Here is a 12,612-nt window from a genome sequence, read left to right on the forward strand (position 1 = left end):
GCGGATAGCTTTATGGATCACGTCATTTATACCGCTATGGGCGCTGCGCGCCAAACGCTGGAACATCAGGCTGTCACAGCCAACAATCTGGCTAATGCGTCAACACCGGGATTCAAGGCCCAGCTTGCTGCCCTGCGTGCCGTACCTATTGAAGGTGAAACCTTGCCGACACGCTCGCTGGTCGTTGCCTCTACTCCTGGCATGGATAGCCGTCAAGGTCCCATGAATTACACTTCTCGTCCGTTAGATGTGGCAGTCGGACAAGGTGGCTATTTGGCTGTCCAGCTTGAAGACGGGACAGAAGCCTATACCCGCAACGGCAGTATCCAGATTTCACCCGAAGGGCAACTGATGGTACAGGGGCGTATGTTGATGGGTGAAAACGGGCCGATTGATGTCCCGCCGCAGGCTGAACTGACCATTGCGACAGACGGTGCCATCTCTGCCCTGATTGCCAGCGATCCTCCCACTTTGTTGGGCCAGATTGGCAAGCTGAAAATCGTTAAACCAGAAGCTAACCAAGTCGTGCGTGGTGATGATGGTTTGTTCCATTTAACGCCACTGGCGCGGGAACAGCAGGGCAATGAATTGGCGGCCAGCACCGAAGTGAAACTGATGCCAGGTGTTCTGGAAGGCAGCAATGTGAATCCAGTAGAAAGCATGGTGAACATGATCGCCAACGCGCGTCGCTTTGAAATGCAAATGAAAGTCATACACAGTTCCGATGAGAATGCACAGCGGGCTAACCAAATTCTCGCTATGAGCTAAATCGGAGACAGGGGATAAATTCATGATCCGATCTTTATGGATTGCCAAGACTGGGCTGGATGCTCAGCAAACCAATATGGATGTTATTTCTAACAACTTGGCAAACGTCAGCACCAACGGTTTCAAACGCCAGCGTGCGGTGTTTGAAGATTTGCTCTATCAAACCGAGCGTCAGCCGGGCGCGATGTCGTCTGAACAGACAACCCTGCCATCAGGTTTGCAGATTGGTACGGGCGCCCGACCGGTAGCTACCGAGCGGCTGCACAGCCAGGGTAACCTGGCGAAAACCAATAGCAGCCAGGATGTGGCAATTAAAGGACAGGGCTTTTTCCAAGTCCAGATGCCTGATGGCACCATTGGCTATACCCGTGATGGTTCATTTCAGAAAGATCAGAATGGTCAGCTGGTTACTGTGGGTGGTTTTCAGATAGTCCCTGCCATCATCATTCCAGATAATGCCACGAAGCTTAACATTGCCAGTGATGGTACTGTCAGTGTAAACGTGCAAGGGCAAAATGCGCCTCAGCAGATTGGGCAACTGACATTGACCACGTTTATCAATGAAAGTGGGCTGGAAAGCATCGGTGAGAATTTGTATCTGGAAACCAACAGTTCTGGCGTGCCAGTAGAAAATGCACCGGGTATCAATGGCGCTGGTGTGCTCTATCAAGGCTTTGTCGAAACGTCTAACGTCAATGTGGCGGAAGAGTTGGTCACTATGATCCAGGTGCAGCGAGCCTATGAAATCAACAGCAAGGCAGTATCAACTTCTGATCAAATGCTGCAAAAGCTGACTCAGTTATAACCTAACCATTAATGGTGGGGGAACACGTTCCTCCACTATTTCTACGATAAACTTAAGAGCATAGAAGATGGATACAATGCCCGTTGCCGAAAGCCATGCTAAAAACCATGTAGCTTATGGCTCCACTGGTTTACGGAAAAACCAGAGAAATAAGTGGCGTATCAGCATATCTGTGGCGGCACTAGCACTGACATTAGGGGGCTGTGCTTATATGCCGCACAAGCCACTGGTAGAAGGGCAAACAACCGCAAAACCCGCCGAAACGCCTGCTCCAACGCCAAATGGTTCTATTTTTCAAACGGTTCAACCGGTCTATTACGGCTATCAGCCACTGTTTGAAGACCGCCGTCCACGCAATATCGGTGATACGCTGACGATTATCTTGCAAGAGAACGTCAGCGCAAGCAAAAACTCTTCAGCCAATGCCAGCCGCAATGGAAAAACCAGTTTCACAGCGGCTTTGACCCCTCGTTTTTTACAGGGATTGATGGGCGGTGAAAAAACCGATCTGGGTATGGAAGGCAATAATGAATTTGGCGGCAAGGGGGGGGCGAATGCCAACAATACCTTCAGGGGCACCATTACTGTGACTGTGGATAAGCTGCTGGCCAATGGTAACCTGCATGTAGTGGGAGAAAAACAGATCGCCATTAATCAGGGGACGGAGTTTATTCGTTTCTCTGGTGTTGTTAACCCGCGCACGATCACGGGCAACAATTCGGTGAGTTCCAATCAAGTTGCTGATGCCCGTATTGAGTATGTTGGTGATGGTTATATCAACGAAGCGCAGCATATGGGTTGGTTGCAACGTTTCTTTATCAATATCTCACCGTTTTAAAAGAGGATGGTCAGGATGAAAAAATTAGTCGCCAGCCTTTTTACGTTTTTGTTGGTGCTGTCTGGTATGTTCACTTCTGCCAGTGTTTTTGCTGAACGTATTCGTGATTTGACGACGCTTGAAGGAGTCAGGGATAACGCGCTGATTGGTTATGGTTTGGTTGTTGGGCTGGATGGAACGGGTGACCAAACCATGCAGACGCCTTTTACTACCCAAAGCCTGAGCAATATGTTGTCACAATTAGGGATCACTGTACCTGCTGGGACAAATATGCAGCTTAAAAACGTCGCTGCCGTGATGGTGACAGCAAAACTGCCACCTTTTGCACGTGCAGGGCAGAACATTGATGTTGTCGTTTCCTCGCTGGGTAATGCCAAGAGCTTGCGTGGCGGGACATTGCTGATGACACCATTAAAAGGGGTGGATAACCAGGTTTATGCCTTGGCTCAGGGTAATATTCTGGTGGGGGGAGCCGGTGTGAGTGCCGGCGGTAACAGTATCAAAGTCAACCAACTTGCGGGTGGCCGGATCTCCAATGGTGCGGTGATTGAACGTGAATTGCCAACCCAGTTCGGACAAAAAGGCACACTGAACCTGCAATTGAATGATGATGATTTTGGTCTGGCTCAGAAAATCAGTGATGCGATCAACCGATTGAAAGGCACAGGAACGGCGACGCCGTTGGATCCCCGCACGGTGCAGTTGCGCTTGCCGATTGAGAACAGCGAACAGGTGAGGTTTCTGGCTCAGGTGCAGAATTTGCCTATCCGCGTGGATGCCGGTGATGCCAAAGTGATTTTCAACTCCCGAACGGGTTCCGTGGTGATGAACCGCAATGTGACCTTGGACAGCTGTGCAATTGCTCATGGTAGTTTGTCCGTGACCGTTGAACGTCAGATCGTGGTTAACCAGCCCAATACGCCGTTGGCGGGAGGCAGCACTGTCGTAACCCGTAATACGGGGGTTGGTATTCAGGAGCAGGGTGGTGCATTGCAGCAGCTGAGTGCCAGTGCCAATCTGACACAAGTTGTGCGTGCGTTGAATGCGTTGGGGGCAACACCAACCGATTTAATGTCGATTTTGCAGGCAATGGACAGCGCAGGTTGTCTGCGGGCGAAATTGGAGATTATCTGATGAATGACTTTCTGACGATGTCCAATGCAGCTTACGATGTTAACTCATTGCATTCACTGAAAGCTAAATTGTCACAGGAACCACAACAAGGGCTACGGCAAGTAGCCCAACAATTAGAAGGCGTCTTCGTTCAGATGATGCTGAAAAGTATGCGTTCCTCGTTGCCGCAGGATGGCATTTTAAGCAGTGAGCAGACGCGCTTTTATACTTCACTGTACGATCAGCAAATTGCTCAGGATCTTTCCCAAAAAGGCTTAGGATTTGCGGATATGATCGTTAAGCAATTTTCTCATGCAAATAATGTCGCAAATAATGTGCCAGATGAATTAGCCAGCACGGTGCCGATGCCGCTGGATAATGAAATCTTGCAAACATTACCGAAGCAGGCATTGGAACCATTTATGCGTCGGGCGATGCCAACTCCTAAAAATCCATCTTCGGCGAATGGTTCACCTCAATACAGTTCAGCCCCACCAAAATCATTGCCGATGCACAGTGCCAGCTTTGTTTCCATGCTTTCCTTGCCCGCTCAGTTGGCAAGCCAGCAAAGTGGTATTCCTCATTTGTTGATTATTGCTCAGGCAGCGCTGGAATCCGGTTGGGGGCAGCGAGAAATTCTGACTGCGGAAGGTAAGCCAAGTCATAATTTGTTTGGTATTAAAGCGGGAAAACACTGGAAAGGTCCCGTCACTAATATTATGACGACGGAATACATTGATGGTGAGCCGAAGAAAATGCAGGACAGCTTCCGCGTCTATAGCTCTTATGCGGAAGCGATAACGGATTACGTCAAGTTACTGACAGAAAACCCCCGTTACACCAAGGTTGCACAATCAACAACGGCGGAGCAGGGCGCGTATTCCTTACAAGAGGCTGGATATGCCACCGATCCAGGTTATGCCCAAAAATTAGTGTCATTGATCCAGCAGCTAAAAAGCACCGGCAAGCAAATGGCAAAAGCCTATACCTATGATATCGATAACCTGTTTTAAGGGAATCAATTCGCTCAAGAATCAAGGTATTTTGCCGATAACTGTAGCAGTGCATTACCTCCCACGATGGAGGCATAACGAAAACGTAAAAGGATCTACACATGTCCAATAGTCTTATCAATACTGCTATGAGTGGTATTAATGCTGCACAAGTGGCAATGGGTGTCGTGGGTAATAACATTACCAACTCTAAGGCCGAAGGATATCACCGACAGACAGCGGTAATGTTGCCGGATAGCGGTAGCATGTCGCCGGTTGGTTTTATTGGCAATGGTGTGAATGTTAATTCTATTAACCGCCAATACGATGAATTTATTAGTCAGCAATATAACACTGCACAAACCAAGTATGACGAATTAGATACATACAATCAGCAAATCTCCCAGGTTGAAAATCTGCTGGCCGATAAAGCAACTAGCCTTTCCAGCTTTATGGAAGACCTTTTTAAGGGCCTGAGTACGCTTGAAAATAACGCGGAAGACCATGCGGCAAGAACGACAGTACGGGGCAAAGCTGAAGGTTTGGTTAACCGATTTAAAGAAGCTGATCAAACGCTCCGTAAGTTAGACGAAGGTATCAATCACCAAATTGATCAGCATGTTGCCGCAATCAATAAATACGCGGAAGAAATAGCCTTTCTGAACGATGAAGTTTCTCGTATGCGTGGCGCAGGAAACGGTGAACCGCTGGCTTTACTGGATAAACGTGATCATGCGCTGTATCAGTTAAATCGGCTTGTTGGTGTAGAACTGACTAAGCAAGATGGCGGTGTTTACAACGTCTCATTTGGCGGTGGCATGTCACTGGTATCTGGCAGTAATGCCTATCGATTGGAAGCGATCCCATCCAGTGCAGATAGCAACCGTGTCACGCTGGGCTACGATAATGGCACAGGGACCAGAGAGATTGATGAACGCTTTGTCTCGCAAGGAAAGTTGGGCGGTGCATTACGTGCACGTAGTGAAGTGATAGAGCCAACCCGCAATCAATTAAACCAATTGGGATTAGTGATGGCGGATCGATTCAATCAGGTCCAGCGCGGTGGCTTTGATCTGAATGGTGAAGCCGGTATTAATTTCTTCAATTTTGCGCAGCCAGCAACCATTGCTAACAGCAATAACAAAGGCACAGCTGAAATTAAAGTGGAATATGCAGATACCACTAAAGTCAAAGACAGTGACTACACCATCAAATATGAAGGTGGAGATTGGAAAATACAGCGTGTTGCTGACAGGGAAATGATCTCTGTAACTAAAAATGGTGATACGCTGGAATTTGACGGTCTGAAAGTCGACATCAATGCAACGAATCCACAGGATAATGATCGATACATACTGAAAACGGTCAGTAGTGTCATCTCTGCACTGGAAGTCAATATTAAGGATTCTTCTCAACTGGCAACGGCGGGCGCCAAAAATTCTGGGCCAAGTGATAACGAAAACGCGAAGAAATTCACCCTCCTGCAAAAAGAAAAACTTATTAATGGTAAAAATACCTTGACTGATGCTTATGCTTCGCTGGTCAGTACGGTGGGGAGCAAGGCCAATAGTTCTAAGCGCAGTCTGGAGGCTCAAAATATCAGCCTAAAGGCGAGTTTCAAAGCCCGTGAGCAGGTATCTGGTGTCAATATGGACGAAGAATACGGCGAGCTGCAACGTTTGCAGCAATACTATTTGGCAAATGCTCGTGTTATCCAGACTGCATCAACGTTGTTTAATGCCATTCTGGACATCCGTTAATCACTAGTGGCAAAAGAGAAGAAGGAACTGATATTGTGCGTGTAAGTACGAATCTTTTATACAGCCAGAAAATGAATGGGGTTTTTGGTTCCCAGGCTAAATGGATGCAATATGGTGAACAGTTATCCAGTGGGAAACGTGTTATCAAACCCTCTGATGATCCGTTGGCTGCTTCACAGAATATTATGGTTGCTCAATCTGAGGCGAAGAATCAGCAATTTGTGACGGCTCGTATCTTTGCCAAAAACACGATGTCAACCCAATTGAGCACTATCGATGGTGTTGTCTCGGTGACACATAATGTTTTAGAAACATTAGTCGCGGCGGCGAGTGCACAGAGCGATCATGATCGTGAGTCTTATGCCCAGCAATTAGATGGGCTTAAACAGCAATTGCTGAACCTTGGGAACAAAACCGATGGTAATGGCCGCTATATTTTTGCCGGTTATAAGACGGATGTTCCACCTTTTGCAGCGGATGGCAGTGGAAAAGTTCACTACAAAGGTGGATATGAAGCGATAAGCCAAAGGGTGGATGACAATCGTTCCATGGTTATTGCCCATACTGGGGAAAAAGTCTTTTTATCGGCAACGTCCAACCCGATTAAAGAGCCTGATGGCAGCGCAAGTGAATCCGATATTTTTGCGTCTATTGATTTTGCTATTGAGGCGCTTAAAAAGCCATTTACGGATGCCAGCGCAACAGAAAAAGAGGAATCACTGAAGCAAATTGACAAGGCTAACCGAGGAATACGTAACAGCTTGAATAACTTATCCTCGGCGCAAGCCGTGTTAGGGCTACAGCTTCAGGAAATGGAGCAACTGGATGCGTTAGCCAGTGAACGCAGCATAGCCAATAAAGTTCGTATGGGGGAATTAGTCGATGCGGATGTTCTCTCCACCATTTCCAGCTATCTTCAGGAACAGGCTGCATTACAGGCTTCCTATAAAGCTTTTTCTGATTTAAAAGGTATGTCTTTGTTTGAGATGTATCGTTAATTAAGCTTGGTCTATTTCCAACTTTTCAGGTTGCAGTTTTATTTTCTTACCTCACTGATATAGCCCTTGTTTTTCCATTAAATTAGGAAAAACAAGGGCTTATTTAGGCTGTAGATTGGCGAATGATTTCCCCCAGAAGTTTCTCTTCAGGAAGAGGCGGGTAAAGCGTCTGTTTCAATTTATTTAATTCAACTAATGGTCAGCTTGTTAGCTAAAGCAACCACCGCTTTCATGGCGCTACATCGGGTAATCAGCGCTTTTAGCCACTCGCCTAAAGGATCATCCCGTTTTTGTACGCCCTGCCTCATCGCGCGGGCACCATGGATAACTGAGCAAGGAGGGAAGATCTTTGTGGTGATATTTCCAGATATGGTCCAGATAAAAATGTTTAAAATCACGATAATGCGACAATTACTGCCACTGAGGGATGAAAAAACAGCAGAAATTATCGACATCACAGAAAATTTCAACTAACTTGTTCATAGCTTGTTCCTCCTCGGAGCGGTTTTTGGTGGCACCAAAACTTTGCTTCTGGAACAGGCCCAGCGTCAATTTCTTATCCAGAATTCAGGTTGAATAAGTGTCGGTTGAAACTTGACTCTGCCTGAGTGAGATTGATGGGAACTTACTGGATCATTTGTTGTTATCACATGACAGTGTCAAAACACATTGCCTTCATCATAACACCATTTACGAATGGTAAGGAACAAGCATGTGTACCCGTATTTTTATGAATATGTATCCCAAATATATGGTCAGTGCCCGCACGTTAGATTTTTTTGGGCCTGTTGACCCTGCTTTGATTATTACGCCTCGTGGCGTTGCCCGTCATGGCGGTCATGCTAAAAACGCGGCTCAGTGGAAAACACAATATGGCAGTGTTGTGATTTATGCTAATGGCATATTTCCGATGGATGGCATGAATGAAAAAGGACTGGCAGCGCATACGCTGTTTTATATGAATGGGAAACAAGAGCAACAAGATAATCAGGATAAACCGGTTATCGAGAGCCGGGCTTGGGTCAGTTATATTCTGGATAATTATACTTCTGTTACTCAGGTGGTCAGTGCAATTAGACAGGATGTCAGATTAGTCGCCGTTCATCTGCCTATTGATTATGCGTCTGATACCAAACATATCGCTATTGAAGACCTTAGCGGTGATTCAGCCATCATAGAAATTGATGACGGTAAGGTAAATATCTATCATGATCAAAATTACCGTGTCATGACCAATCCGCCGTCATACGATCAACAACTGAAAAATCTGTCGAAATTCCATCATGTTAAACGTGAAGAACTGCCCGGTGGACTGCAAGCAGATGTCCGTTTGGTACGCGCCAGTTACTACTTAAAGCATATCCCGCAACCAGATAATAAAAATCAGGCTGAGGGTTTTATTTTATCTGTCATCAATAATGTGTCTTACCCCATCGGTTCCCCGGCAGAAATCGAAGAACAACATGTTACCGATATGTACATAAAATACAGTCAGCGCCCAGAACAAAACAAAGGTGTGGGTACTTACTGGATGACTATTTCTGACCTCAGTCATGGTGAATATCACTTTAAATCCACTTTTGCAGCTTCTCAGGTCTGGGTTTCTCTGCATGAGATTGACTTTAGTCAGACACAACCTGTACGAAAAATCACACACCTGAATGATTACGCTCAAGCCGGTTGGGAAGGCAATATTCTCGCCCATGCCAAATAAGCTGAAGATCTTCTGAATCGGGAGGTTAAGTGAATATGGGACACTCTTCGGTCCGGGAGTGGGATACGCGCCGAATGGAAAAGCAACGCCGTTTATCATCGGTTCCTGTCCAAGGTAAAGTTCTCCCCACTGATCAATTTGTTGATATGTTAGAAATACTCCTACATCCCGGTGACCGAGTCGTCTTAGAGGGAAATAACCAAAAGCAGGCCGACTTTTTAGCACGTTCATTAAGTAAGATGAATGCAAACAAGATTCATGATCTACATATGATCATTCCAAGCGTCAGCCTGCCTGAACATCTGGATTTATTTGAACAAGGGATCGCCAGTCAGTTGGAGCTGTCATTCTCTGGACCACAGAGCTTACGTTTATCACAACTGCTGGAAGACGGTGCATTAGAAATTGGCGCTATTCATACTTATATCGAGCTTTATTCACGGTTATTTGTCGATTTAGTGCCCAATGTCGCATTAGTCGCTGCCTATAAAGCTGACCGACATGGAAATCTCTATACTGGCCCCAGTACAGAAGATACCCCACCTCTGGTAGAAGCCACTGCATTCAAAAACGGTATCGTTATTGCTCAAATTAACGAATTGGTCGACGATGAATCTGACCTGCCACGTGTTGATATTCCAGGATCATGGATTGATTTTATTGTGGTCGCAGATAAGCCTTTCTTCATTGAACCGTTATTTACCCGTGATCCCCGATTGATAAAACCCCTTCATATTCTGATGGGTATGATGGCTATCAAGGGCATTTATTCGATATAAAACCGGTTTTGTTGATGCACTTATTGAAGATGATATTGGACAGATTCGGCATCAGGTCATTAATTTTATTCATCAGGGGATTGTGAAAACACATCGCTCAGATCGTTTTGATGAATTTCTGGCTGTCTTACGTAATGTTGATAGTCATCAACAGATCGATAGACCGAAAATCGAAGCATTACTGGCTTCTGATGAAAAACGTAAGGCCATTACGGGGAATAAGCCATGAAGAGTCAAAGTCAGGGAAATCGAGGTCGTTACTGGTTCGAACTGCTCACTCAAGATATGGATACTCCACCCACACCTGTTGCATCAATAAAAATCGCTGAAGGGATATTACATCACGAAAAAGTCAGTTTTATTACAGTGATCAAAGATGAAAATAATCCTTATCCCCGTGCGAGAGAGGGAGAAGTGGGTTTGCTGGAAGGATGGGGATTAGGCAGGTTATTCATGACATTGTTGCTCAGGATAGTACGCAGAAAGTAAAACGTCCTATTATTGCCATTATTGATGTCCCTGGTCAGGCGTATGGTCGACGGGAAGAGGGACTGGGCATTCATCAGGCGCTTGCAAGCGCGGTTGCGGCTTATGCCAAAGCACGCCTGAACAGGCATCCGATTATTGGTAAAGCGATGTCTGGTGCTTTTCTGGCTCATGGATATCAGGCAAACCGACTTATCGCCTTTGATGATAACGCGGTAATGATCCATGCAATGGGCAAAGCAGCAGCGGCAAGAATTACCTTACGCTCTATTGATGCGCTTGAAAAACTAACCGAAACCATTCCGCCAATGGCTTATGATATTAATAGTTATGCAACATTGGGCTTACTTTCTCAACTATTGAAAATAAGCAATCCGGATAATGCTACCGAACACGATATCCGGCTGGTGATTTCTGCACTGGATCATGAAATAGAACAGGCTCGTCAGCAGGGAGTTGATTTAACAGGGCGTCTGAACGGTGAAAATCGGGTAAGTTCAAAACACGTGCGTGAGTTAATGCGCAAACAGTGGTAATGACTAAACCGTAATATCCATATCATTCAGTGAAAGGAGTTCTGATGGAATACCAATATCGCGCTCATGATTTGCTATGGATTCATGATCTTCAGGAAATGTCCGGCTATGACATGTTTCCTCCGTGGGTAAAAACACAATGGCACCGTGAATTACCCTTAGTCGTTCGGCGTGATTGGTCATCAGATACCAGGCTGATACCCATCGGCATTCGCGGCAATGATCGTAACCAACGTGTGGCATCCTGGGTTCACAAAACATCTGTTAAGCGAGTGATCCCCCCTGAACATCTGATTCAAGCTCCTATCGTCTTTACATCCTATCCAGTTTTTCTGGCATTAAAAGAACTATGCAGTATAAGCATAACATTACCTTGGGGAGTAACAGGAAGCTGTGGCTACTCACTGGCAACAGGCATTAATTATGTCAGACAGAATAGCGACCTTGATATTGTTATTCGCTGTGAGATCAAACTGACGAATTCTTTGTTAACAATATTATCCGACTTACTACCTTATTTACCTTGTCGAGTAGATATTCAACTGGAAACGCCTTATGGCGGTTGCTCTTTGACTGAGTGGGAACAGACGAAAAATAGCCCAAAAAAGGTGTTATTAAAAACCAATAGAGGCCCATTACTGGTTGATGATCCCTGGCATCTCTGATAGGAAATAGCCAATGAAAATCATTTTTACTTTTCCTGGGCAAGGCACTCAACGCGCTGGCATGTTACATCAGTTACCGCAAACTGAGTTGACACAATAACTCATTCAGCAGACGAACGCTATCTTACACTATTCTTGTTTAAATCTGGATAGTACAGAGGCGTTAAGATCTACTCAAGCAGTACAATTATCGCTATTAATTACTGGTGTTGCTTATGCGCGTGAATTAATAGCTAGAGGGATCAATCCTGATTTTACCTGTGGTCTTTCCATTGGCGCATTCCCAGCGGCAGTGATTGCCGGGGCTTTGGATTATCAGGATGCGGTAAGGCTTGTTTCATTGAGAGGACAACTCATGGAGAAAGCCTATCCGCAAGGTTATGGTCTTTCTGCTATCACAGGATTAACCGAATATCAGGTTAATCAACTGATCGACAAAATTACTACCGCTGAAGCTCCTGTTTATCTGGCGAATATCAATTCGGAAGATCAAATGGTGATTGCGGGTAAAAATAGTGCGATGGATAGCGTTTTACAGTTGGCCAAGGAGCAGGGAGCAAGAAAAATCCAGCGATTGGCCGTTAGTGTCCCTTCACACTGCCTGTTGCTCAATCGTGCTGCTGAAGTGCTTTATCAGGCATTATTAAAGGTTGACGTTCAACGTCCGAACATCGCCTATTTAAGTGGAAATAATGGCCGGGTTTGGTGGCAACCAATGCATATCCGACGCGATTTGGCCTGTAATATGGCTAATCCTGTCCGATGGCATGAAGCAATGATTTCTGCTTATGAGCGTAATGTACGTTTAGCGGTTGAGTTACCACCCGGTACAATGCTGACAGGATTAGCGTCATCGATAATGAAACAACAGGAACAGGGAGAGGCAATTTCTGTTTGTCAGAGCGGCATACCATTAGTTGAGGAGTTGGTTAAAAAGTATTATAAGAAGTTGATATAAAAAAGTTATTATGACTATTATCTGGTCTAAGAACTGGTTGATGGGATTTGATCAGGCTCTTTTATAAGATAGCGGCATTTGCTTCCACCGTAACCGCCCAATTAACCCCACATACCCGATGAATTAATCTTTTGTCATAGTGTGTTTTCTTCTGATAAAGGAAAAAACACCATGACACTGACTGAAAAACAACAACATTG

At 45.5% G+C, this 12,612-nt stretch carries 11 protein-coding genes and 3 pseudogenes; 13 read left to right on the forward strand and 1 reads right to left on the reverse strand.

The features are described 5' to 3' along the window. The first annotated feature begins 12 nt into the window (after window positions 1-12). The 7 genes from IQ211_RS08980 (at window position 13) to flgL (ending at window position 7,274) form a co-directional block, all read left to right on the forward strand. On the forward strand, window positions 13-768 hold the full coding sequence (locus IQ211_RS08980; RefSeq protein WP_189759965.1) for a flagellar basal body rod protein FlgF: 756 nt from the start codon (window positions 13-15) through the stop codon (window positions 766-768). A 22-nt stretch (window positions 769-790) separates the two neighbouring features. Further along, window positions 791-1,573 (forward strand): flagellar basal-body rod protein FlgG, encoded by a 783-nt coding sequence (gene flgG / locus IQ211_RS08985; RefSeq protein ID WP_074024366.1) that lies wholly within the window; start codon window positions 791-793, stop codon window positions 1,571-1,573. Window positions 1,574-1,640: 67 nt separating this feature from the next. Beyond that, a complete protein-coding gene (locus tag IQ211_RS08990; RefSeq protein ID WP_223281725.1) occupies window positions 1,641-2,411 on the forward strand; it encodes a flagellar basal body L-ring protein FlgH in 771 nt (256 codons plus the stop codon). 15 nt (window positions 2,412-2,426) lie between these two features. Further along, the gene (locus IQ211_RS08995) at window positions 2,427-3,545 is read left to right on the forward strand and encodes a flagellar basal body P-ring protein FlgI (protein ID WP_189759966.1); all 1,119 of its coding nucleotides are present in this window, start codon (window positions 2,427-2,429) and stop codon (window positions 3,543-3,545) included. After that, the gene (gene flgJ / locus IQ211_RS09000; RefSeq protein WP_189759967.1) at window positions 3,545-4,537 is read left to right on the forward strand and encodes a flagellar assembly peptidoglycan hydrolase FlgJ; all 993 of its coding nucleotides are present in this window, start codon (window positions 3,545-3,547) and stop codon (window positions 4,535-4,537) included. Before IQ211_RS08995 ends, flgJ begins: the two co-directional genes overlap by 1 nt. A gap of 101 nt (window positions 4,538-4,638) precedes the next feature. Further along, complete coding sequence (gene flgK, locus IQ211_RS09005) at window positions 4,639-6,276, forward strand: flagellar hook-associated protein FlgK (RefSeq protein ID WP_189759968.1); 1,638 nt, start codon at window positions 4,639-4,641, stop codon at window positions 6,274-6,276. 35 nt (window positions 6,277-6,311) lie between these two features. Next, window positions 6,312-7,274 carry a flagellar hook-associated protein FlgL gene (flgL, locus tag IQ211_RS09010; protein WP_189759969.1) on the forward strand — a complete coding sequence of 321 codons (963 nt, stop codon included), beginning with the start codon at window positions 6,312-6,314 and terminating at the stop codon, window positions 7,272-7,274. Window positions 7,275-7,462: 188 nt separating this feature from the next. Here the strand turns inward: flgL and IQ211_RS20325 are convergent, their stop codons facing one another. After that, window positions 7,463-7,729 carry a hypothetical protein gene (locus tag IQ211_RS20325; protein ID WP_455570258.1) on the reverse strand — a complete coding sequence of 89 codons (267 nt, stop codon included), beginning with the start codon at window positions 7,727-7,729 and terminating at the stop codon, window positions 7,463-7,465. A 257-nt stretch (window positions 7,730-7,986) separates the two neighbouring features. Between IQ211_RS20325 and IQ211_RS09020 the strand changes: the two genes are divergently transcribed. The 6 genes and pseudogenes from IQ211_RS09020 (at window position 7,987) to mdcH (ending at window position 12,412) form a co-directional block, all read left to right on the forward strand. Then, window positions 7,987-8,988, forward strand: coding sequence for a linear amide C-N hydrolase (locus IQ211_RS09020; RefSeq protein ID WP_189759970.1), 1,002 nt, complete (start codon window positions 7,987-7,989; stop codon window positions 8,986-8,988). 35 nt (window positions 8,989-9,023) lie between these two features. Next, window positions 9,024-9,761 (forward strand): annotated as a pseudogene (locus tag IQ211_RS09025) (malonate decarboxylase subunit alpha); the annotation flags it as partial. An 88-nt stretch (window positions 9,762-9,849) separates the two neighbouring features. Then, the gene (locus IQ211_RS09030) at window positions 9,850-9,996 is read left to right on the forward strand and encodes a hypothetical protein (protein ID WP_189759972.1); all 147 of its coding nucleotides are present in this window, start codon (window positions 9,850-9,852) and stop codon (window positions 9,994-9,996) included. Beyond that, window positions 9,993-10,789 (forward strand): annotated as a pseudogene (gene mdcE, locus IQ211_RS09035) (biotin-independent malonate decarboxylase subunit gamma). Before IQ211_RS09030 ends, mdcE begins: the two are co-directional and overlap by 4 nt. A 44-nt stretch (window positions 10,790-10,833) precedes the next feature. Further along, window positions 10,834-11,454, forward strand: a complete 621-nt coding sequence (locus IQ211_RS09040; RefSeq protein ID WP_189759973.1) for a malonate decarboxylase holo-ACP synthase — start codon at window positions 10,834-10,836, stop codon at window positions 11,452-11,454. Window positions 11,455-11,467: 13 nt separating this feature from the next. Then, window positions 11,468-12,412 (forward strand): annotated as a pseudogene (gene mdcH / locus IQ211_RS09045) (malonate decarboxylase subunit epsilon). Window positions 12,413-12,612: the final 200 nt, after the last annotated feature.

This window comes from Xenorhabdus griffiniae (genome assembly GCF_015163655.1).
Taxonomy (GTDB): Bacteria; Pseudomonadota; Gammaproteobacteria; order Enterobacterales; family Enterobacteriaceae; genus Xenorhabdus; species Xenorhabdus griffiniae.

What these genes read in the sequence shown, in the direction of transcription:
- flgG (WP_074024366.1), top strand. Translation starts at nt 791, where the DNA reads ATGATCCGATCTTTATGGATTGCCAAGACTGGGCTGGATGCTCAGCAA.
- IQ211_RS09020 (WP_189759970.1), top strand. Translation starts at nt 7,987, where the DNA reads ATGTGTACCCGTATTTTTATGAATATGTATCCCAAATATATGGTCAGT.
- flgJ (WP_189759967.1), top strand. Translation starts at nt 3,545, where the DNA reads ATGAATGACTTTCTGACGATGTCCAATGCAGCTTACGATGTTAACTCA.
- IQ211_RS08990 (WP_223281725.1), top strand. Translation starts at nt 1,641, where the DNA reads ATGGATACAATGCCCGTTGCCGAAAGCCATGCTAAAAACCATGTAGCT.
- IQ211_RS08995 (WP_189759966.1), top strand. Translation starts at nt 2,427, where the DNA reads ATGAAAAAATTAGTCGCCAGCCTTTTTACGTTTTTGTTGGTGCTGTCT.
- IQ211_RS09040 (WP_189759973.1), top strand. Translation starts at nt 10,834, where the DNA reads ATGGAATACCAATATCGCGCTCATGATTTGCTATGGATTCATGATCTT.
- IQ211_RS08980 (WP_189759965.1), top strand. Translation starts at nt 13, where the DNA reads ATGGATCACGTCATTTATACCGCTATGGGCGCTGCGCGCCAAACGCTG.
- flgK (WP_189759968.1), top strand. Translation starts at nt 4,639, where the DNA reads ATGTCCAATAGTCTTATCAATACTGCTATGAGTGGTATTAATGCTGCA.
- IQ211_RS20325 (WP_455570258.1), bottom strand. Translation starts at nt 7,729, where the DNA reads ATGTCGATAATTTCTGCTGTTTTTTCATCCCTCAGTGGCAGTAATTGT.